The following is a 20,270-nucleotide window of genomic DNA, read 5'->3' as shown; positions in this document are numbered from 1 at the left end:
GGCCGCTCCTGCTGGCGCATTACTCGCTAAACGCCATCCCATGCTTCTCTTTGGTGGTTTTCACCGCCTCCAGCACCGCCAGCAGACAGTCATCACGATAGCGTTCCAGCGCCGAAATGCTGTGGGTGCCCAGTTGATCGCTGGTGCCATCGACCACATCGTCGATCAGCTTGTCGGTCAGCTCCGGCGCTGGCAAATAAGTCCACGGCAACTGCAATGCCGGGCCGAACTGCGCCATGAAGTGGCGCATGCCCGCATCGCCGCCGGCCAGAGTGTAGGTCAGGAACGTGCCCATGAACGACCAGCGCAGGCCGGCGCCAAAACGAATTGCGTCGTCGATTTCGCCAGTGGTCGCCACACCGTCGTTGACCAGGTGCAACGCCTCGCGCCACAGCGCTTCGAGCAGGCGGTCGGCGATGAATCCCGGCACTTCCTTGCGCACGTGCAGCGGGCGCATGCCGAGGGATTCGTAGACTTTCATCGCCGCTTGCACGGCTTCGGGGGCGGTGTTTTTGCCGCCGACCACCTCCACCAGTGGCAACAGGTAAACCGGGTTGAACGGGTGCCCGACCACGCAGCGTTCCGGGTGAGTCGAACTCTCGTAGAACTCACTTGGCAACAGGCCGGAGGTACTGGAGCCGATCAAGGCATTGGGCTTGGCCCCGGCGCTGATCTTGCTGTGCAGTTCCAGTTTCAGTTCAAGGCGTTCAGGGGCACTTTCCTGGATGAAATCGGCGTCGCGCACGCATTCTTCGATGGTCGCGACAAAGCGCAGGCGATCCTGCGAGGCACCGGGCGCCAGGCCTTGTTTCTCCAGCGCGCCCCAGGCATTGGCGACGCGTTGGCGCAGGGCGGCTTCGGCGCCGGGTGCAGGGTCCCATGCAACTACGTCGAGGCCGTGGGCAAGGGCGCGGGACACCCAGCCGCTGCCGATGACACCGCTGCCCAGAGCGGCGAAGGTTTTGATTTCGGTGATAAAGCTCATGGCGACTTCCTAAAAAACGGTGATTCCTTGTGGGAACAGGCTCTTGTGGCGAGGGGATTTAGCGAAACGTCGCACCGCCCCGTCCGGCTGCGAAGCAGTCGTAATCCCGGTGAATGCGGTGTAACTGAAACACCGTATTCACCGATTTAGGGCCGCTTCGCGCCCCAGCGGGGATAAATCCCCTCGCCAAAAAAGCCCACACCCACAGGGTCAAAAGGTGTGTGGGTTTATCCGCGCTGGGTCAGGCCCATTTTCTTGCGGCCTTCAGCCGGGGTCAGAACGCGGGCGCCGAGGCGGCTGAGGATTTCGCTGGCACGTTCAACCAACTGACCGTTGGTCGCCAGTACGCCCCTGTCCAGCCACAAATTGTCTTCCAGCCCGACTCTCACGTTGCCACCCAGCAGCACGGCTTGCGCGGCCATCGGCATTTGCATGCGGCCGATGCCGAAGCCGGCCCACACGGCGTCTGCAGGCAGATTGTCGACCATGGCTTTCATGGTGGTGGTGTCGGCCGGCGCGCCCCACGGGATGCCCAGGCACAGTTGGAACAGCGGATTGTCGAGCAGGCCTTCCTTGATCATCTGCTTGGCGAACCACAGGTGACCGGTGTCGAAAATCTCCAGCTCAGGCTTGACGCCCAGCTCTTGAATACGCTTGGCACCAGCACGCAGCTGCGCCGGGGTGGAGACGTAAATGGTGTCGCCATCGCCGAAGTTCAGCGTGCCGCAATCGAGGGTGCAGATTTCCGGCAGCAGTTCTTCGACGTGGGCCAGGCGGGTCAGCGGACCAACCAGGTCAGTGTTCGGGCCGAACTCCATCGGGTTCTCGCCAGCGCCGATTTCCAGGTCGCCGCCCATGCCGGCGGTGAGGTTGACGATGATGTCGACGTCGGCCTCGCGAATGCGCTCCATCACTTCGCGGTACAGCGCCACGTCGCGGCTGAACTTGCCGGTTTCAGGGTCGCGGACATGGCAGTGAACCACGGTGGCGCCGGCCTTGGCGGCTTCCACGGCGGCAGCCGCGATCTGTTTCGGGGTGACCGGCACGTGTGGGCTCCTGGCGGTCGTGTCGCCAGCACCGGTGAGTGCGCAGGTGATGATGACGTCGTGGTTCATGAGACGGTTTCCTTCAGGCGTGGTGGTCCCGTTCGCAGCCCTGTCGGGCTGCGAGGCGGTTGTTCGGTTCAGGGTTATTTGCTGGTCAGTTTCAGGTTTTCAGCAGCCGGTTTGCCATCGAAGGTGGTGACGCCCTCGAGCCAGCGTTGCTTGTCTTGTGGATGATCTTTGAGCCATTGCTTGGCCGACTCGAAGGCGTCCTTGTGATCCAGCAGCGGCTGCATCATCCGGCTCTCGTCTTCGGCGGTGAACGTCAGGTTGCTCAATAGGCGACCGATGTTCGGGCACTGTTCGGCGTATTTCGGCGCGGTGACGGTCCAGACCGTGGCCATGCCTTCGTTCGGGCCGAGGGCGTCGTCGCTGCCGGAGAGATAGGTCATCTGTACGTTGACGTTCATTGGGTGCGGCGCCCAGCCAAAGAACACCACGGCTTCATTGCGGCGCACAGCGCGATCCACCGCCGCGAGCATGCCGGCCTCGCTGGACTCGACCAGCTGGAACTTGCCGAGGCCGAACTGGTTCTTGGCAATCATCGCCTTGATCTGGGTGTTGGCGCCCGAGCCTGGCTCGATGCCGTAGATCTTGCCGCCCAGCTCTTTTTCGAACCTGGCGATGTCGGCGAAGGTTTTCAGGCCTTTGTCGGCAAGATAAGTCGGTACGGCGAGGGTAGCGCGGGCATCTTTCAAGCTTGGCGCTTCCAGCACCTTGACCTGATTGGCGTCGACGAACGGGGTGATGGTCTGGGTCATCAGCGGGTTCCAGTAACCCAGGAACAGGTCCAGGCGCTGATCGCGAATCCCGGCGAAGATGATTTGCTGGGAGGCGCTGGTTTGTTTGGTTTTGTAGCCGAGGCCATCGAGCAATACCTGGGTCATCGCACTGGTCGCGATCACGTCGGTCCAGTTCACTACACCCATGCGCACGTTCTGGCACGCGGCGGGTTCGGCGGCCATGACACTGGCGCTCAGGAAAGCGGTACCACTGAGTGCAAGAACACAGCTGCTGATCAGTCGTTTCATTCTCAGGTTCCTCGGCAGTTTCATTATTGTGGGTCCGGTCGTCTGTGCGCCGGTGATGTCACGTTACGCAGCTAATGTGGCACGAAAGCGCACTGCGGCGACCGACTCTTGCACTGCGGCGACCTGTGCTCTTGAATGCCGCTGGCAAGTGGCGTATCAACGTCCTCACGCTTCCCGTCCTCTCGTTACCCGGCTTTTCGTTACCTGCCTATCGAGTGCGCTCCATGTCCCAGGATTTCTATTTCTTGTTGATGCCGGGTTTCTCGGCCATTGGATTCATCTCGGCCATCGAGCCGTTGCGGGTCGCCAATCGCTTCCGTGGCGAGCTGTATCGCTGGCATGTATTGAGCGCCGATGGCGGGGCGGTGCTGGCCAGCAACGGCATGTCGGTCAACGCCGATGCGGCGCTGGAGCCGCTGAAAAAAGGCGCGACGCTGCTGGTGGTGGCGGGCTTCGAGCCGCTGAAATTCGCCACCCCGGCGCTGGAGCACTGGCTGCGCCGGCTGGACAACGAAGGCGTGACCCTCGGCGCCATCGACACCGGCAGCTTTATCCTCGCCGAAGCCGGCCTGCTCGACGGCCACCGCCTGACCCTGCACTGGGAAGCCATCGACGCCTTCAAGGAGTCCTATCCGCAGCTCAGCGTCACCCAGGAGCTGTTCGAAATCGACCGTCGGCGCATTACCTCTGCCGGCGGCACCGCCTCCATTGATTTAATGCTGGATCTGATCGCCCAGGCCCACGGCCCGGAACTGGCGATCCAGGTCAGCGAGCAATTCGTGCTCGGCCGCATCCGCCCGCGTAAAGACCACCAGCGTATGGAAGTCGCCACGCGTTATGGCATCAGTAACAAGAAACTGGTGCATGTAATTGGTGAGATGGAGCAGCACAGCGAACCGCCGCTGAGTACATTGGAGTTGGCGGAATCGATCAAAGTGACGCGGCGTCAGCTGGAGCGGTTATTCCGCCTGCACCTGAACGACACACCGAGCAATTTCTACCTGCGGTTGCGGTTGGAAAAGGCTCGGCAGTTGTTGCGCCAGACCGACATGAGCGTGCTGGAAGTGAGCATTGCTTGCGGGTTTGAATCGCCGTCGTATTTCACCCGGAGTTATCGGGCGAAGTTCGAGCGTTGCCCGAGGGAGGATCGGCGTACCGCGAAAGTATAGACACCTTGAAAACCTGTGGGAGCGGGCTTGCCCACGATGAGGGCGGCACATTCAACATTGATGATGACTGACACTCCGCCATCGCGGGCAAGCCCGCTCCCACAGTGAATTGGTATGGGTTGAGAGACCTGTTACTTCTTCATGAGCGCCGAGCAAGCCGCCTTGTACGCCTCATGCTGATACTTGTTCAGCGTCTCCGACGGCTCAAAACCGTGTTTCTTGGCTTGCGCATTGATCGTCTGCGGCGACAACAGCGTCACCTCACAATTTTCCAACAACTGGAAAACACCCTCGATTTTGAACGTAGTCGGCCCGCCAGCGAACTCACCTTTCTTTCCTCGTTTCTTGATGACGATCCGATCAATCGAATTCTCCCGCACGAACGACGCAACCTGAGCCGCGAACACTTTGACGTTGGCGGCTTCGTCGTCATCGTCGAGAGCGATTTTCTTGGTGGCGAGCGCGACATGGTTCAGCGCCGAGCCTTCAAGAGCGGCCACGGCAATGATCGCTTCGCTGCCTTTGATTTCGATGCCGCAAACTTTCATGTTGAATCCCTTTTCTGGCTGAAGGCGTGCAGCTTACAGCTCAAGTTGATTGGCGGTGATGCCAAACGCCGCAGCAATTTTTTCGCGGGTGGCCTTGCGCGGCTTCGCGACGTTTTCCTGCTGGGCGAAAGCTGGTTGGGAGATACCCATGCGTTTGGCCACTTCATCCTGTGTAAGGTTCAAGTGTTCGCGCCAGGCGCGAATCGGCGTCGCACCATCGACAATACGGCTGACGACTTCATGGGGAATCAGATCGGGCTCAATCCTCTGCGCGACATATTGCGCGTAGGGAATGACCACGAAAGCAGGATTTCCATCTGCGTCGTTGATGATTTGAACGTCAGTAGGTGCGTTCATCGCGTTTTTTGACCTCTTGAATACTGACAACTTTGATTGCGCCATCCCAATCGAACATGACTCGGTAGTGACCTACTCGAAGTCGATAGGCGTAGTCATGACCGACCAGTGCTTTGACGTTGCCTATATCAGGTATGTCAGTCAGCGCCGTGACGGCATCACGAACCTGGATCTGGTGAGCGGAATGCAATTTCAAAAGCTGCTTAACGGCCTATCGAGTCCAGTGAATACTGTTCATGAGAGAATATAAGTCTTTTATAAGATATGCCAATCCTTACTTATATTTCATCGTCGGCCAATGAACGAAGCATGTCGGGATGTTGCTCGGCTCACTCCTGCCCAATCAACTCCAAAAACTCCGACCGCTCATCACTCATCCGCGCCACGCAATCATTTTGCGCGATGGTGAATGCCTTGCTGCCGGCGGTGGCCGGGAAGGCTTCGATGGCGCAATCGGCGTCGCGGGTTTTCAGCCATTGCTGTTGCGCTGCCTTGATCTTGGCGGTGATGTCGGCCAATTGCGACGGATTCTTGCCATAGAGCGACTGCATGCGTTCGGCCAGGCTTTTGTAGTTCTCGCTCAGCAGATCTTCGGCGGTAGTTTTGCTGAAGGCGGAGCATTCCAGGGTCTGGACGTCGTTTTCGACTTTGTCGCAGGGGGTGTCGTCGGACTCCTCGGCGGCGTGCACGCCGGTCGCAATCAGTGCCAAAGCCAAGAAGATGAATTTCATGTGGTTGCCGCTCCCATCCAGTGAAGCATCTAGAGATGTGGCGAATTCTGGCCCAAGCAGAACGGCTTGAACAGGTCGGCAATTATGCCTTGCGACGACCCTTTGTCGCGGATTGACGCTTTCGGCAAACCCCCTGTCGTTTTTGCACCCGGCTGCCCCGTCCCTCAGGCATATGCTGGCCCCAAAGCGCCGGCAGACGATTCGGCGCATGAATCGCTAATAAGGGGACAGCCTGATGAGCCCAGCCGAATTGCACGCCGACAGCATCGTTATCGACGGGCTGATTATTGCCAAGTGGAACCGTGAGCTGTTCGAAGACATGCGCAAGGGCGGTTTGACCGCGGCCAACTGCACGGTGTCGGTGTGGGAAGGCTTCCAGGCCACCGTCAACAACATCGCCGCCAGCCAGAAGCTGATCCGCGAGAACAGCGACCTGGTGATTCCGGTACGTACCACCGCTGATATCCGCAAGGCCAAGGAACAGGGCAAGACCGGCATCCTCTTCGGCTTCCAGAATGCCCACGCCTTTGAAGACCAGATCGGCTATGTCGAGGTGTTCAAGCAGCTCGGCGTCGGTATTGTGCAGATGTGCTACAACACCCAGAACCTGGTGGGTACCGGTTGCTACGAGCGTGACGGCGGCCTGTCGGGCTTCGGTCGTGAAATCGTTGCCGAGATGAACCGTGTCGGCGTGATGTGCGATCTGTCCCACGTCGGTTCCAGGACTTCCGAAGAAGTCATCCTCGAATCGAAAAAACCGGTCTGCTACTCCCACTGCCTGCCGTCGGGTCTCAAAGAGCACCCGCGCAACAAGTCCGATGAAGAACTGAAGTTCATTGCCGACCACGGCGGTTTCGTCGGCGTGACCATGTTCGCGCCGTTCCTGGCCAAGGGCATCGATTCGACCATCGACGACTACGCCGAAGCCATCGAATACACCCTGAACATCGTCGGCGAAGACTCGATCGGCATCGGCACCGACTTCACCCAGGGTCACGGCCAGGACTTCTTTGAGTACCTGACCCACGACAAGGGCTACGCCCGCCGCCTGACCAGCTTCGGCAAGATCATCAACCCGCTGGGCATCCGCACCGTCGGCGAGTTCCCGAACCTCACCGAAACCCTGCTCAAGCGCGGCCACTCCGAGCGCGTGGTGCGCAAGATCATGGGCGAAAACTGGGTCAACGTTTTGAAAGACGTCTGGGGCGAATAAGCCGCCGCACTTCTGAATCCTTACCTGCGGCCATTCGCGCCGCAGGCAATACCAAAATTTTTCTGGAGTTAAGTTTCCATGGCCAAGATCGCCCCGCAATTGCCTATCGAAGTCGACAGCGAGACCGGTGTCTGGACGTCCGACGCCCTGCCGATGCTGTATGTGCCGCGTCATTTCTTCGTCAACAATCACATGGGCATCGAGGAAGTGCTGGGCGCCGAAGCCTATGCCGAGATTCTCTACAAGGCCGGCTACAAGTCCGCCTGGCACTGGTGTGAAAAAGAAGCCGAATGCCACGGCCTGGAAGGCGTCGCGGTGTTCGAGCACTACATGAAGCGGCTGTCGCAGCGCGGCTGGGGCCTGTTCAAGATCCAGGACATCGACCTCGATAAAGGCACCGCCAGCGTCAAGCTCGAACACTCGGCATTCGTCTACGTTTACGGCAAGGTCGGGCGCAAGGTCGACTACATGTTCACCGGCTGGTTTGCCGGCGCGATGGACCAGATCCTCGCCGCTCGCGGCAGCAAGATCCGCACCGTGGCCGAGCAAGTCTACGGTGGCTCCGAAGAGGGCCACGAAGATGGCTTGTTCATCGTCAAGCCGTTGTAAGTCGAGGAACCCGCCATGGCTTTCGAAGCAATGTTCCAGCCGATCCAGATCGGCAAACTGACCATCCGTAACCGCGTGCTCAGCACCGCGCACGCCGAGGTCTATGCGACCGACGGCGGCATGACCACCGACCGGTACGTCAAGTACTACGAAGAGAAGGCCAAGGGCGGGATCGGCCTGGCGATCTGCGGCGGTTCGTCCGTCGTGGCCATCGACAGCCCGCAGGAGTGGTGGAGTTCGGTAAACCTGTCCACCGACCGCATCATTCCTCACTTCCAGAATCTTGCCGACGCCATGCACAAGCACGGCGCCAAGATCATGATCCAGATTACCCACATGGGCCGGCGCTCGCGCTGGGACGGCTTCAACTGGCCGACGCTGATGTCGCCATCAGGCGTGCGTGAGCCGGTGCACCGTGCCACCTGCAAGACCATCGAGCCGGAAGAAATCTGGCGGGTGATCGGTAACTACGCGCAGGCAGCCCGCCGCGCCAAGGCCGGTGGCCTGGACGGTGTCGAACTGTCAGCGGTGCACCAGCACATGATCGACCAGTTCTGGAGCCCGCGGGTCAACAAGCGCACCGACGAATGGGGCGGCAGCTTCGAAGGCCGCATGAAGTTCGGCCTGGAAGTGTTGAAAGCCGTGCGCGCCGAGGTCGGTGACGATTTCTGCGTGGGCATGCGCATCTGCGGTGACGAGTTCCACCCGGATGGCCTGTCCCACGAGGACATGAAGCAGATCGCCAAATATTACGACGACACCGGCATGCTCGATTTCCTCGGCGTCGTGGGTTCGGGTTGCGACACCCACAACACCCTGGCCAACGTGATTCCGAACATGAGCTACCCGCCGGAGCCGTTCCTGCATCTGGCCGCCGGCATCAAGGAAGTGGTCAAGGTTCCGGTGCTGCACGCGCAGAACATCAAGGACCCGAACCAGGCCACGCGGATTCTGGAAGGCGGTTACGTCGACATGGTCGGCATGACCCGCGCGCACATTGCCGACCCGCACCTGATCGCCAAGATCAAGATGGGCCAGATCGACCAGATCAAACAATGCGTCGGCGCCAACTACTGCATCGACCGTCAGTATCAAGGCCTGGACGTGTTGTGCATCCAGAACGCGGCGACCTCCCGTGAATACATGGGCCTGCCGCACATCATCGAAAAAACCACCGGCGTGAAACGCAAGGTGGTGGTGGTCGGGGCCGGCCCTGCCGGTATGGAAGCTGCCCGGGTCGCCGCCGAGCGTGGCCACGACGTGACCCTGTTCGAGAAAAAGGAATTCATCGGCGGCCAAATCACCACGGCGTCGAAAGCGCCGCAGCGGGACCAGATCGCCGGTATCACCCGCTGGTACCAGCTGGAACTGGCACGCCTGAAAGTCGACCTGCGCCTGGGCACCGCGGCGGATGCGCCAACCATCATGGACCTGCGTCCGGACGTGGTGGTGCTCGCCGTCGGCGGTCATCCGTTCGTCGAGCAGAACGAACACTGGGGCGCGGCTGAAGGCCTGGTGGTCAGCAGCTGGGACATCCTCGATGGCAAGGTTGCACCTGCCAAGAACGTACTGGTCTACGACACCATTTGCGAATTCACCGGCATGTCGACCGCCGACTTCCTCGCCGACAAGGGCAGCCAGGTCGAGATCGTCACCGATGACATCAAGCCGGGCGTGGCGATTGGCGGTACGTCGTTCCCGACCTACTACCGCAGCATGTACCCGAAAGAAGTGATCATGACCGGCGACATGATGCTGGAGAAGGTCTACCGCGAAGGCGACAAGCTGGTGGCGGTGCTGGAAAACGAATACACCGGCGCCAAAGAGGAGCGGGTGGTGGACCAGGTGGTCATCGAGAACGGCGTGCGTCCGGACGAAGAAATCTATTACGCGATGAAGGAAGGCTCGCGCAACAAAGGCCAGATCGACGTCGAAGCCTTGTTCGCGATCAAGCCGCAGCCTTGCCTGGAGCAGAGCGGGGACGGCTACCTGCTGTTCCGCATCGGCGACTGTGTGGCCCAGCGCAACGTGCACGCGGCGATCTACGACGCGCTGCGGCTGTGCAAGGATTTCTAAGAGCTTGCACATAAGCCTGTGGGAGCGAGCCTGCTCGCGATGGACGTGAACGATGGCGCGGGCAGACTGATGTAACGCGACGTTCTCAGGTTTTTCGCGAGCAGGCTCGCTCCTACAGGGAATCGGGCAAGGCATCCAGGTAGTTTGGCCTGCAAGACCCTGCGGTCTTTGGGAGCTTCACCATGTTGAACACCCTTCTTCCAATCCTGTTGTTCGCTGCCTTGGGCCTCGCGGTTCTGGGCGCGTTGCGGCGGGTGTCCATGTGGCGCCGAGGTCGTGCTTCGAAAGTCGACCTGATCGGCGGCCTGTTCGCCATGCCCAAGCGCTACATGGTCGACCTGCACCACGTGGTGGCGCGGGACAAATACATCGCCAACACTCACGTCGCCACGGCCGGCGGCGCGGTGGCATCCATCGTGCTGGCGATACTGGTTCACGGTTTCGGCCTGCATAACCGTTTGCTCGGTTATGCGCTGTTGCTGATGACCGCAGTGATGTTCGTGGGGGCGATTTTCGTCTACCTGCGCCGACGCAATCCTCCGGCCCGTTTGTCCAAAGGCCCGTGGATGCGCCTGCCGAAAAGTTTGTTGGCGTTCTCGGCTTCGTTCTTTGTAATGACTCTGCCGGTCGCAGGCATCCTTCCGGAAAACTTCGGCGGCTGGATTCTGGCAGCAATTCTTTTTGTCGGTGTGTTGTGGGGCGTCTCGGAGCTGTTCTTCGGCATGACCTGGGGCGGCCCGATGAAGCACGCCTTCGCCGGTGCCCTGCACCTTGCCTGGCACCGTCGCGCCGAGCGCTTCGGTGGCGGTCGATCCACCGGTTTGAAACCGCTGGACCTGAACGACCCAAGCGCACCGCTGGGCGTGGAAAAACCCAAGGATTTCACCTGGAACCAATTGCTCGGCTTCGACGCCTGCGTGCAGTGCGGTAAATGCGAAGCGGCGTGCCCGGCATTCGCCGCCGGTCAGCCGTTGAACCCGAAGAAACTGATTCAGGACATGGTCGTCGGCCTGGCCGGCGGCACCGATGCCAAATTCGCCGGCAGCCCTTATCCCGGCAAACCGATTGGCGAACACGCCGGTAATCCGCACCAGCCGATCGTCAACGGTCTGGTGGACGCCGAAACCCTATGGTCGTGCACCACTTGCCGCGCCTGCGTCGAGGAATGTCCGATGATGATCGAGCACGTCGATGCCATCGTCGACATGCGTCGCCATCTGACCCTGGAAAAAGGCGCGACCCCGAACAAGGGCGCCGAAGTCCTGGAAAACCTGATCGCCACCGACAACCCGGGCGGCTTCGCCCCGGGCGGGCGGATGAACTGGGCGGCGGACTTGAACCTCAATCTGCTCAGCGAAAAGAAATCCACCGACGTGCTGTTCTGGGTCGGCGACGGCGCCTTCGACATGCGCAACCAGCGCACCTTGCGCGCGTTCGTCAAAGTGTTGAAAGCGGCGAAAATCGACTTCGCGGTACTCGGCCTCGAAGAGCGCGACAGCGGTGACGTGGCCCGACGCCTGGGCGACGAGGCAACCTTCCAGTTGCTGGCCAAACGCAACATCCAGACCCTGGCCAAGTACAGCTTCAACCGCATCGTCACCTGCGATCCGCACAGCTTCCATGTGCTGAAAAACGAATACGGCGCTTTCGATGGCAACTACCTGGTGCAGCACCACAGCACCTACATGGCGGAAATCATCGATGCTGGCGCGTTGAACCTCGGCCAGCACAAAGGCGACAGCGTGACCTATCACGATCCGTGCTACCTCGGCCGCTACAACGGCGAATACGAGGCGCCGCGGCAGGTCTTGCGCGCGCTCGGCATCGAGGTCAAGGAAATGCAACGCTCCGGTTTCCGTTCGCGCTGCTGCGGCGGTGGCGGCGGTGCGCCGATCACCGACATTCCGGGCAAGCAGCGTATCCCCGACATGCGCATGGAAGACATCCGCGAGACGGGCGCCGAACTGGTGGCCGTGGGCTGCCCGCAGTGCACCGCGATGCTTGAAGGCGTGGTCGAGCCGCGACCTCTGATCAAGGACATTGCCGAACTGGTGGCCGACGCGTTGCTTGAAGATCAGGCGCCGAGCAAGCCGGCCACACCGGCCCAACGTGAACCTGCGGAGGTGCACTGATGAGCGACATTATCCGCCGCGACCCCCGTGCCGAATGGATTGCCCGCAACCGCCTGCACCCGTTGCACGCGGCCATGCAACCGGCGCAACACAGCTGGATGGGGCCTAACGGCGTCATCCGCAAGAACCCCCATGGCATCGGCTTCATCGGCCCCAACGGGATCAAGCGCATTGACCGCAGCGGAGTTCAGCAAGGCGGGGCGACCAAGCGTACTGCCGCCGTTGAAGTGCAATTGCCGCTGCATCAGGTGCCTGCACCGGCGTTCTACATCAGCGTGGTGCCGGACATGGTCGGTGGCCGTTTGAGCAGCCACGACCGCGACTTGCTCGGTCTGGCTCATCAATTGGCCGGCAAGGACGGCGCGGTCCTGGCCGTGATCTTCGGCGAACATAAAGAGATCGCCTTTGCCTCGGCTGGCGTCGATCGCGTGCTGGTACTGGAAGGCGACGAGTTCAGCGGTTATGCACCGGAACAACGAGTGCAGGGCCTGCGGGCTGTGGATAACCAGTTCAGCCCGCGTCACTGGCTGCTGCCGGACAGTCGCAGCGGCGGTGGCGAATTGGGTCGGCGCTTTGCCGCTGCCCTGGGTGAACGCCCGGCCACGCGGGTCTGGCAGGTCAAGGATCAAGAGTGCATCGGTCGCGCCGGTGCCGGTTTACAAGACCTGGCGCGTCCGGTTGCACGGTTGATCCTGGCTGCCGTCGAATGCGCCGAGCCGGTCAGCGAAACCCGTCACGAAGCATTGCCGGTGGAGTTATCCACAACCGTCGCCCGCAGTCTCTCGCGCATCGAGGATCTGGGGGCGGTGGCGGTGGACCCGGCGGCGATTCCCATGGCCGAGGCCGAATTCATTTTCTCCGGCGGCAACGGGGTCAAGGATTGGGATTTGTTCCACCAGACCGCCGCAGCCCTTGGCGCCACCGAAGGCGCGTCCCGGGTGGCGGTGGACGATGGTTTCATGGCTCGCGACCGTCAGGTCGGCGCGTCCGGCACCTGGGTCACCGCGCGGGTCTACGTGGCGGTGGGGATTTCCGGGGCGATCCAGCACCTGCAGGGCATCGGCGCCTGCGACAAGGTGGTGGCGATCAACCTCGACCCAGGCTGCGACATGATCAAACGGGCAGACCTGTCGGTAATCGGCGAGAGTGCCGAGATTCTTCGTGCCTTGGTCGCGGCGGTTGAGGCCTATCGCAACGACGCCAAGCGCGATGCGGCTTAAGGAAAGGAAAGGGTTATGAGCACGAAAATCATCAGCCTGGTGTCCATCGGCGCCCACCCGACTTCCGGTCGACCACGTCGCGCGGAACAGGATGCGCGGGCGGTGGAGTTGGGCTTGCAGCTGGCTGGGGATAACTTGCAGGTGCTGCATGCCGGCGACATCGCCGAACCTGCGCTACGCGCCTATCTGGGCATGGGCCTTGAGCAACTGCACGTGCTGGAGCAACCGGAGGGCGCCGATGCGCTGCCGGCGTTGACCGCGTATTTGCGTGATGCCGGGGCGCAGGTGGTGCTGACCGGCACCCAGGCCGAAACCGGCGAGGGCTCGGGCATGTTGCCGTTCCTGCTGGCTGAAGGCCTTGGTTGGCCGCTGGTGGTGGGGCTGGCGCAGGTCGAGTCCATCGATGGCGGTTCTGCGCTGGTGTTGCAAGCCTTGCCGCGCGGTCAGCGGCGTCGCTTGAAGGTTCGTTTGCCGTTCCTCGCCACTGTGGATAACGCCGCGCCCAAGCCTCGGCAGAGCGCCTACGGGCCGGCCCGGCGTGGGGTATTGCAGGCCAATGACGTGGAAGTCGTCGACGATGAACTGCTGGCCGTCGCCACCCTGCAACCGGCCAAGCCACGGCCTAAACGCTTGAAGGTGATCAAAGCCAAAAGCGGCGCTGACCGTATGAAAGCCGCGACGGCCAAGGCCAGCGGCGGCGGTGGGCAAGTGCTCAAGGGCGTTACGGCGCAAGCGGGGGCTGAGGCGATTCTCAAGTTGCTGATAGAAGAAGGTGTGGTCCGCTAGCGGTCCGTTTGGGGGCAGGTCAATGGCAGTTGAATTTCGTTCGGCAGTGCGCGCGGATGCGCGAGAGATTGCGCGTTTGTTCCAGATTTCATCGGAGGGTGCTTCGGATTACATCTGGAGCCAGATAGCAGAACCCGGGCAGGATCTGTTGGACGTCGGAGCCCTGCGTTATGCCCGTGAAAATGTGGATTTCTCCTGGCAGAACTGCCTGATCGCCGAGGCCGAGGGTGAAGTCATCGGCATGCTGCACAGCTACGTGATGCGTCACGATCCGTTCGCGGCGCCGGTGACCGACCCGGTGCTGGCACCGTACGCCAAGATGGAAATCCCCGACACCCTTTATATTTCCAGCCTGGCGCTGCATGAAGGCTGGCGCAATCAGGGGCTGGGCAAGCAGTTCCTCGCCTACGCTTACGACCGCGCCAACCGGCTGGGCCTCAATGGCCTGAGCCTGATCGACTATGCCGCGAACACCGGTGCCCGGCGTTTCTATGAGCGCCATGGGTTCCGTATTGTCGATACCTGCCAGATCACGCCGCATCCGATGATTCGGGTCAGCGGGGAAGCCTATTTGATGTATCGGCCTTAGGGCCTGACCCTTTATAACGGTTATCCACAGCCTCCGCGTTTGCCTCTCGCGACATGCCCCCGCCTGCTACATTTTTACTGTGCGCTATTGAGGGTGCGGCAACCGGTCACGAAGGCCTGCCGTGCGATGTGACTCACCAATCGCTTTCACCCGCATGGATATCAACCAATGACTGACGATCGCTGTACGGCTTGATAACAGGGACACGCTGGCGATTGTGGACACCGGGAATGTCGATTACCTGACATCCGCTGCTCCTGGCGATCAGGTCAATGTAGTGACGTCCTTGACCCCTGGTAACTCACCGATCAACGCCGCGCACAAGCAGCGTTACCAAACCTTCAAGGGCGTTTTGAATTTGCCGGGCGGTGCTATGGCGATTACCTACAGATTTTATCCTGGCTTCACCATTGCGCCTTCGTGGGTGCTGGGACGGTATGTGCCTTCGATTTTGCTTGGCTGGCGTGCGTTCGATGATTTTGAGTTGAATCTGGATATCGAGGCGGGGCGGTCGTGTTTGAACAGGGCATAGAAGTACGGCCATTAAAGTACTTGTTGGTGAAGAGAGTGATATTTGTAAGACTTGTTTGTTTTTTTTGTAAGACTTTTCTTTGAGGCTTGTTGGTTAGTGGGGTGTTGTCAGTTGATTGCCAGTGTGGATTTAATTTTTTCAAAAATTTATCTTCTGTAAATCAATAGCTTGCTCTGGGTGGATTCTCCACTTGCGTTGGTTTGAAACAGATATGTTGCGTCCTGCATTCTGCGGTGTCAGTACTGTAAGTAAATGTTTGGTCACTTGTTGATTGGTTCTCGTTGAGTTATGTTTTTCTTTGTTGAGTCAATTTTTGAGGTTCGTCATTTCGATTGAAACGCGATGGTTCGTAGTTTTTCTACGGCCAATTAAATAACAATATAAGGAATTAAGTATGAGCAATGGAATTGTTCTTCCGCCCCTCATCACTACAGCAGTTGCGCCTGGCTACTCACCAATGCCAGCGGGTGGTCCTTGGCCAGCGCCAAATCCCGCGATGGTATCTATTGCGCAACAACAGGAGAGGAACGTCTTCTATAGCCAAGGTATGTGGCGAGAGATGATCGTCAAGATAACTAACGAACAGCAAGCCTCTATAAGAAATGGTGTGGCTTTGGGAATAGTGACATCGATGGTGCGTGACATGCAGTCGATCCCCTTTGCCGATAACTACATTTGCTTGAATCCAAATATGTCACCAGTACAAGCGCTGAATTACACTTTACGAAATTTCACGGCAGGCGCTGTGCCTGAGTCCAAAGGACTGTCTGGTGGTACGCTGACACCGGTCGCTGCATTGGGGCATTTTCTTTACGGTGAAGGTTCCGCCGCCGAAACCAGTATCAATAGTTTAGGCTTGCGGCTTTCCAGCACACCCATTCCAATGCTGGAAACCGCTTTAGCCACAGCTCCTGTGGGGCGAACTGTGATCGCCTTGGATAAGGTGCCTTACAACACATCATCAGACTCATGGATGACTGCGTCATGGCTTGGCAACATCACCCTGAAAATTGAAGGAACCATCACCAAACATGAAAATGGAAAGATAACTTTCAGCGGTGGTGCAAGAGCCTACAATGATATCTACGATGCAAATCCAAGTACATTTCGCAGTGCAGTGGGGGAGAATGCCACTAGTGTTCTTGCAGCTGTGGAGCGCTACCTGAATGCAAAGCCATATGAAATTGCTATCAAGGGAACCAACGTTATTGTCATTGAGCGATAGATTTCGTTTCGGGCTTGCTGAGGAATGCCACGGTATTGGGGCGTTTTTGATTATTTGCTCGTTCTTTTTGTTAAAGATGGTCGTGCATGCACTGGCGGCCAATCTTGCTTTGTGAGGGAGTGCTGTTCATGCGTCCGTACCAATGCCTGTTAATAGCTCTGATATTGTTTGTCGGGGCTTGGTTTTGTTTGTTTGCTGCCGGAATAGGCGTTCCGGATAATCCACAAAATCTTGCAGATACAAGGGGGTTGCCGGCGGTAAAAGTTTATACAGTCGCATTGTTAGTTATAAGTTTTTTTGCAGTAATATTGTCAGGCTTGGGGGTGCTGGTGATAGTGCTGTTTAGAGTGACCTCGTTTCGCGTTAAATTAGCTATTTTTCTGTTCTCCAACGTTCTTCTTCTACTTTCCTGTTTGTTGGGGGTTTTTGTAATTGGGTCCTATGTATGGGAAACAAAATTAGGAATTGCGGGCCTCTCCCTGTACTTCCTTGTGATTGCACTGACCGTAGCTGGCATTCCAAAGCGGATTAGCGGTCACCCATCCGGCCTCGAATGATTCTAGTGGGCCTCTCAATGTTTCTCACAGGGCAGGGATGCCTGTGGTAAATCATAAACCTTACCCACAATCCCTGTTAGCTCTTCTGTGGATAACATGTTCACCTCTCGCCACGACCCATGTAAACCGCGGCCTGCAAGCCTTAGATCAAATAATGACCAGTATAAGTTTCGGTTTTCCCAAGCTTTTTTAATAGGTGATGGCCCAAACTTGCCCCCAATCTCTGTTGGCGCTTCTGTGGATAAGATGTTCGCTTACCGCTGAGAGCCTTATAAACAGCGGCGTTCAGGCTTCTGATTAAAAATTAATCAAATCCAGGTTTTTAACTGTTATACCGTGCGCAAACCCCGAAAACTCGCGGCTTTTAGCGCTTTTCCACAGAGGCGCAATAGTTGCCCCCAAAGTCTGTTGGCGCTTCTGTGGATAAGGTGTTTACCATCCTCTGCAAGCCACATAATTCGTGCTCTTTAGAGGTTTGATTAATAAATGACCAGTCGCTGTGGAAAACCCTGATTCTGGATAAGTCACGGTTTTTTTTGGTTTAAGCGGAAAAAGTTTTCAACATTTCCACAGTTGTCCCCATTTGCTGTGGGTGGAGGTGTGGATAACTTGTTTGCGGAAGGCTGGGAGGCGCGCACTGTATAGCTCTGAACGGAATAGATCATATTTCGTACAGTGCTAAAGGAGATATGAATTGTGGGGACAAAACCCGTCCCTGTAGGAGCGAGCATGCTCGCGATGAACCTGAGAACGCCGCTGGGAATCATGTTGCCAGCGTCATCGTTGACGTCCATCGCGAGCATGCTCGCTCCTTGTATGTTGACCTTGATTCCATGAGAGAGGTTACGCTCAAGGATTCATTCAACAGCAAGTACGTTTCTGGGGGAGGCCGATCGCTCCTGAAGGCAGGATTTGCTCCTGACCTTGTCTGTAGAGAGGCCCCCCCGCCTCATTGCCCACCACGAAGAGTATCGAGAAGCCGACAAGTCGGACTTCGCATTACAAGGTTGCAGTGGCATGAAGTTCGAGGTCGGGGGAACCAGGTGCAATCTTACCTAAAGCCAAGGAAGTGAAAAGCAATGAATGCGCATGTCGGCATAGATATCAGTGCTCGCAGTTCAGCCATGGGATGGCGGCAGAACGGCAAAGCAGCAGGCAATGGAGACATTCTGCACACGCCCAAAGGTCGCAAGGCCGCTGTGGAAAAGCTGCTACGTCTCAAGCCGCTGAGCGTTGTCATGGAGGCTACCGGTATTTACTACCTGGATCTTGCGATGGAATTGCACGCCGCCGGCTTGCCGGTCTCGGTGATCAACCCCAAAAGCTTCCACAACTTTGCCAAGCTGATGTTGCAAAACAGCAAGACTGACCAGATCGATGCCCAACTGCTGGCCGAATACGGCGAGCGTATGGGGCCTAGGCTGTGGGTCCCGCCCACTGCGGAACAGATGATGCTGCGTGCGATTGGTCGCCACATCAACCGACTGATTGGCCATCGGACGCGAGCCAAGAACGAGCTGCATGCGCTACAAGCGACAGAAACGAGCATCGCACTGCTGATCGAGGATGAGAAAGACGCGATAAGCGCGTTGGACGCTCGAATCGATCGATTAAAACAGGCTGCGCGCGACGCCATCGCCAAATGCCCTGATCTGAGCCTGCAATTTCGCTGCATGATGGCGGCGCCCGGCGTTGGAGAGGCCTCGGCCATCGCCGCACTGGCTGAGCTGACGACCCTTCCAGTGACGCTTAAATCGGCACAGGTAAGCCGCTATGCAGGCCTGGATGTCAGACTGACCCAGTCAGGCACCAGCGTGAACCGGCCAGGACGAATGTCCAAGTGCGGTAATGCTTACTTGCGTGCAGCGATGTTCATGCCGGCGATGACGGCAATCCGTTGTGATGAGAATGTGAAGGCCTTCTACGAGGCACTGGTAGCGCGCGGCAAGAAGAAAATGCAGGCCATCGGCGCGGTCATGCGCAAATACCTAACCGGGTTATGGGCATGCATGCGCTCTGGAGAAGAATTTAATACGGCCAAGCTTTTTAGCAAAAAACATCTCGCGAAAGCTTGACCGTGAACAGAGTATCTACAGGGGGGCGGTGGCGTTAGCCCTGAACTGGGACGCCTTTGAGGTACGGCGCAGGCTCGGCGCCCAGGTTGTTCAGCAACCGCTCGCTGTACCAGTCCACAAAGTTCACTACGCCAAACTCGTAAGTCTTGGAGTACGGCCCAGGCTGGTAAGCCGTGGAGTTGATCCCGCGCTGATTCTCTTCGGCCAGGCGACGGTCCTGGTCGTTGGTGGCGTCCCAGACCTGGCGCATGCGCTCCACGTCGTAGTCCACGCCTTCGACGGCGTCCTTGTGGACGATCCACTTGGTGGTGACCATGGTTTCCTGAGCGCTGATCGGCCACACGGTGAACACGATGATGTGGTCGCCCATGCAGTGGTTCCAGGAGTGCGGCAGGTGCAGGATGCGCATCGAGCCCAGGTCTGGGTTCTTGATGCGGCCCATGAGTTTGGCGCAGCCCTGCTTGCCGTCGATGGTCATCGACACGGTGCCCTTGAGCAGCGGCATGCGCACGATGCGGTTACGCAGGCCGAAGCTGGCGTGGGCGTATGGGATCTTCTCGGCTTCCCAGGACGCGGCTGAGGCGGCGACGTGGTCCTTGAAGGCCTGGTCGGCGCGTGGGTCGGTGACGTCGTCCCATTCCAGCAGGGTTTTCAACAGTTCCGGGTGCGACGCGTTGCAGTGGTAGCACTCGCGGTTGTTTTCCAGCACCAGTTTCCAGTTGGCTTTTTCCATCAAGGTGGTGGTGATTGCCACCTTGGTGTTTTCCATGTCGTACGGTTCCATGTAATGGCTGAGCGTCGACAGGAAGTCATCGATGGCCGGTGGATTCTCCGACAGGCTGATGAAGATGTAGCCACCGGCAGTCTTCACGTTCACCGGCTTGAGGCCGTACTGCTTCATGTCGAAGTCGGCGCCCATCTCGGTGCCGGCGAACAGCAGACGACCGTCGAGTTCGTAAGTCCACTGGTGGTAGTGGCAGACCAGTTTGGCGACCTTGCCTTTTTCGCTGGTGCACAGGCGCGAACCACGGTGGCGGCAGACGTTATGGAAGGCATGCACCACGCCATCGGCGCCGCGAATCACGATGATCGGGTTCTTGCCCACTTGCAGGGTCAGGTAGTTGCCCTTGGTGGGGATTTCGCAGGTCATGCCGGCGATCAACCACTCTTTCTGGAAAATCTCCTGCATGTCGATATCAAACAGGCGCTCGTCAGAGTAAAACGGCTGCGGCAGCGAGAAAGTGCGCTCGCGCTCTTGCAGCATCTGGGCGGTGGCCTTGCGTGCGGGTTCCAGCGGATCGCCCAGGCTCAGGGTAGTAGTGACGTCCATCG

Annotated in this window: 20 protein-coding genes and 1 pseudogene; 12 read left to right on the top strand and 9 right to left on the bottom strand. The window is 58.6% G+C overall.

Annotated elements, in window-relative coordinates; all coding sequences use genetic code 11:
• Positions 1-19: 19 nt before the first annotated feature.
• From ACA058_RS28680 to ACA058_RS28670, 3 genes are all read right to left on the bottom strand, one after another.
• Positions 20-985, bottom strand: a complete 966-nt coding sequence (locus ACA058_RS28680; RefSeq protein ID WP_497636907.1) for an L-carnitine dehydrogenase — start codon at positions 983-985, stop codon at positions 20-22.
• A gap of 227 nt (positions 986-1,212) precedes the next feature.
• Positions 1,213-2,100, bottom strand: a complete 888-nt coding sequence (gene cdhC, locus ACA058_RS28675) for a 3-dehydrocarnitine:acetyl-CoA trimethylamine transferase CdhC (protein WP_497636906.1) — start codon at positions 2,098-2,100, stop codon at positions 1,213-1,215.
• A gap of 74 nt (positions 2,101-2,174) precedes the next feature.
• Entirely contained in the window at positions 2,175-3,119 is a 945-nt protein-coding gene (locus ACA058_RS28670; RefSeq protein ID WP_497636905.1) for a choline ABC transporter substrate-binding protein, read from the bottom strand.
• Positions 3,120-3,343: 224 nt separating this feature from the next.
• Here ACA058_RS28670 and ACA058_RS28665 point away from each other — a divergent pair, with 224 nt between their 5' ends.
• Complete coding sequence (locus tag ACA058_RS28665) at positions 3,344-4,288, top strand: GlxA family transcriptional regulator (protein WP_497636904.1); 945 nt, start codon at positions 3,344-3,346, stop codon at positions 4,286-4,288.
• 131 nt (positions 4,289-4,419) lie between these two features.
• Here the strand turns inward: ACA058_RS28665 and ACA058_RS28660 are convergent, their stop codons facing one another.
• The 4 genes from ACA058_RS28660 to ACA058_RS28645 all read right to left on the bottom strand — a co-directional run bounded on the left by ACA058_RS28660 (position 4,420) and on the right by ACA058_RS28645 (position 5,924).
• Positions 4,420-4,836 (bottom strand): DUF3010 family protein, encoded by a 417-nt coding sequence (locus ACA058_RS28660; RefSeq protein ID WP_497636903.1) that lies wholly within the window; start codon positions 4,834-4,836, stop codon positions 4,420-4,422.
• Positions 4,837-4,869: 33 nt separating this feature from the next.
• Positions 4,870-5,193 (bottom strand): helix-turn-helix domain-containing protein, encoded by a 324-nt coding sequence (locus ACA058_RS28655; protein ID WP_497640019.1) that lies wholly within the window; start codon positions 5,191-5,193, stop codon positions 4,870-4,872.
• A complete protein-coding gene (locus ACA058_RS28650; protein WP_497636902.1) occupies positions 5,177-5,389 on the bottom strand; it encodes a type II toxin-antitoxin system RelE family toxin in 213 nt (70 codons plus the stop codon). Before ACA058_RS28650 ends, ACA058_RS28655 begins: the two co-directional genes overlap by 17 nt.
• Positions 5,390-5,522: 133 nt before the next feature.
• Positions 5,523-5,924, bottom strand: a complete 402-nt coding sequence (locus ACA058_RS28645) for a lysozyme inhibitor LprI family protein (protein ID WP_497636901.1) — start codon at positions 5,922-5,924, stop codon at positions 5,523-5,525.
• Positions 5,925-6,159: 235 nt separating this feature from the next.
• On the opposite strand from ACA058_RS28645, the gene ACA058_RS28640 reads away from it, so the two are divergent.
• The 10 genes and pseudogenes from ACA058_RS28640 to ACA058_RS28595 all read left to right on the top strand — a co-directional run bounded on the left by ACA058_RS28640 (position 6,160) and on the right by ACA058_RS28595 (position 16,863).
• Complete coding sequence (locus tag ACA058_RS28640) at positions 6,160-7,137, top strand: dipeptidase (protein ID WP_497636900.1); 978 nt, start codon at positions 6,160-6,162, stop codon at positions 7,135-7,137.
• Between the two features lie 78 nt (positions 7,138-7,215).
• On the top strand, positions 7,216-7,746 hold the full coding sequence (locus tag ACA058_RS28635) for a DUF5943 domain-containing protein (RefSeq protein ID WP_007975505.1): 531 nt from the start codon (positions 7,216-7,218) through the stop codon (positions 7,744-7,746).
• Between the two features lie 15 nt (positions 7,747-7,761).
• The gene (dgcA, locus tag ACA058_RS28630) at positions 7,762-9,822 is read left to right on the top strand and encodes a dimethylglycine demethylation protein DgcA (protein WP_497636899.1); all 2,061 of its coding nucleotides are present in this window, start codon (positions 7,762-7,764) and stop codon (positions 9,820-9,822) included.
• 182 nt (positions 9,823-10,004) lie between these two features.
• On the top strand, positions 10,005-11,954 hold the full coding sequence (gene dgcB, locus ACA058_RS28625) for a dimethylglycine demethylation protein DgcB (RefSeq protein ID WP_497636897.1): 1,950 nt from the start codon (positions 10,005-10,007) through the stop codon (positions 11,952-11,954).
• A complete protein-coding gene (gene etfA / locus ACA058_RS28620) occupies positions 11,954-13,174 on the top strand; it encodes an electron transfer flavoprotein subunit alpha (RefSeq protein WP_497636896.1) in 1,221 nt (406 codons plus the stop codon). The genes dgcB and etfA overlap by 1 nt, the downstream gene beginning before the upstream one ends.
• Positions 13,175-13,189: 15 nt before the next feature.
• A complete protein-coding gene (gene etfB, locus ACA058_RS28615) occupies positions 13,190-13,960 on the top strand; it encodes an electron transfer flavoprotein subunit beta (protein ID WP_497636894.1) in 771 nt (256 codons plus the stop codon).
• Positions 13,961-13,982: 22 nt separating this feature from the next.
• Positions 13,983-14,549, top strand: coding sequence for a GNAT family N-acetyltransferase (locus tag ACA058_RS28610; RefSeq protein ID WP_497636893.1), 567 nt, complete (start codon positions 13,983-13,985; stop codon positions 14,547-14,549).
• Positions 14,550-14,664: 115 nt separating this feature from the next.
• Positions 14,665-15,081: pseudogene (locus ACA058_RS28605) on the top strand (hypothetical protein); the annotation flags it as partial.
• Between the two features lie 394 nt (positions 15,082-15,475).
• Positions 15,476-16,306, top strand: coding sequence for a lipid II-degrading bacteriocin (locus ACA058_RS28600; RefSeq protein ID WP_497636892.1), 831 nt, complete (start codon positions 15,476-15,478; stop codon positions 16,304-16,306).
• A gap of 128 nt (positions 16,307-16,434) precedes the next feature.
• Entirely contained in the window at positions 16,435-16,863 is a 429-nt protein-coding gene (locus ACA058_RS28595) for a hypothetical protein (RefSeq protein WP_497636891.1), read from the top strand.
• 524 nt (positions 16,864-17,387) lie between these two features.
• Here ACA058_RS28595 and ACA058_RS28590 read toward each other — a convergent pair.
• On the bottom strand, positions 17,388-17,666 hold the full coding sequence (locus tag ACA058_RS28590) for a hypothetical protein (protein ID WP_497636890.1): 279 nt from the start codon (positions 17,664-17,666) through the stop codon (positions 17,388-17,390).
• 276 nt (positions 17,667-17,942) lie between these two features.
• On the opposite strand from ACA058_RS28590, the gene ACA058_RS28585 reads away from it, so the two are divergent.
• Positions 17,943-18,938 carry an IS110 family RNA-guided transposase gene (locus tag ACA058_RS28585; protein WP_497634894.1) on the top strand — a complete coding sequence of 332 codons (996 nt, stop codon included), beginning with the start codon at positions 17,943-17,945 and terminating at the stop codon, positions 18,936-18,938.
• A gap of 34 nt (positions 18,939-18,972) precedes the next feature.
• Here ACA058_RS28585 and gbca read toward each other — a convergent pair whose 3' ends face one another.
• A complete protein-coding gene (gbca, locus tag ACA058_RS28580) occupies positions 18,973-20,268 on the bottom strand; it encodes a glycine betaine monooxygenase oxygenase subunit (RefSeq protein ID WP_497636889.1) in 1,296 nt (431 codons plus the stop codon).
• Positions 20,269-20,270: the final 2 nt, after the last annotated feature.

This window comes from Pseudomonas sp. LBUM1649 (genome assembly GCF_059716155.1).
The sequence above is the reverse complement of the archived record's forward strand: the minus strand, read 5'-3'. Positions and strand labels throughout refer to the sequence as shown.

Coding starts and splice junctions, on each gene's coding strand:
- ACA058_RS28680 (WP_497636907.1), bottom strand. CDS start 985: ATGAGCTTTATCACCGAAATCAAAACCTTCGCCGCTCTGGGCAGCGGT.
- cdhC (WP_497636906.1), bottom strand. CDS start 2,100: ATGAACCACGACGTCATCATCACCTGCGCACTCACCGGTGCTGGCGAC.
- ACA058_RS28670 (WP_497636905.1), bottom strand. CDS start 3,119: ATGAAACGACTGATCAGCAGCTGTGTTCTTGCACTCAGTGGTACCGCT.
- ACA058_RS28665 (WP_497636904.1), top strand. CDS start 3,344: ATGTCCCAGGATTTCTATTTCTTGTTGATGCCGGGTTTCTCGGCCATT.
- ACA058_RS28660 (WP_497636903.1), bottom strand. CDS start 4,836: ATGAAAGTTTGCGGCATCGAAATCAAAGGCAGCGAAGCGATCATTGCC.
- ACA058_RS28655 (WP_497640019.1), bottom strand. CDS start 5,193: ATGAACGCACCTACTGACGTTCAAATCATCAACGACGCAGATGGAAAT.
- ACA058_RS28645 (WP_497636901.1), bottom strand. CDS start 5,924: ATGAAATTCATCTTCTTGGCTTTGGCACTGATTGCGACCGGCGTGCAC.
- ACA058_RS28640 (WP_497636900.1), top strand. CDS start 6,160: ATGAGCCCAGCCGAATTGCACGCCGACAGCATCGTTATCGACGGGCTG.
- ACA058_RS28635 (WP_007975505.1), top strand. CDS start 7,216: ATGGCCAAGATCGCCCCGCAATTGCCTATCGAAGTCGACAGCGAGACC.
- dgcA (WP_497636899.1), top strand. CDS start 7,762: ATGGCTTTCGAAGCAATGTTCCAGCCGATCCAGATCGGCAAACTGACC.
- dgcB (WP_497636897.1), top strand. CDS start 10,005: ATGTTGAACACCCTTCTTCCAATCCTGTTGTTCGCTGCCTTGGGCCTC.
- etfA (WP_497636896.1), top strand. CDS start 11,954: ATGAGCGACATTATCCGCCGCGACCCCCGTGCCGAATGGATTGCCCGC.
- etfB (WP_497636894.1), top strand. CDS start 13,190: ATGAGCACGAAAATCATCAGCCTGGTGTCCATCGGCGCCCACCCGACT.
- ACA058_RS28610 (WP_497636893.1), top strand. CDS start 13,983: ATGGCAGTTGAATTTCGTTCGGCAGTGCGCGCGGATGCGCGAGAGATT.
- ACA058_RS28600 (WP_497636892.1), top strand. CDS start 15,476: ATGAGCAATGGAATTGTTCTTCCGCCCCTCATCACTACAGCAGTTGCG.
- ACA058_RS28595 (WP_497636891.1), top strand. CDS start 16,435: ATGCGTCCGTACCAATGCCTGTTAATAGCTCTGATATTGTTTGTCGGG.
- ACA058_RS28590 (WP_497636890.1), bottom strand. CDS start 17,666: ATGCTCGCGATGGACGTCAACGATGACGCTGGCAACATGATTCCCAGC.
- ACA058_RS28585 (WP_497634894.1), top strand. CDS start 17,943: ATGAATGCGCATGTCGGCATAGATATCAGTGCTCGCAGTTCAGCCATG.
- gbca (WP_497636889.1), bottom strand. CDS start 20,268: ATGGACGTCACTACTACCCTGAGCCTGGGCGATCCGCTGGAACCCGCA.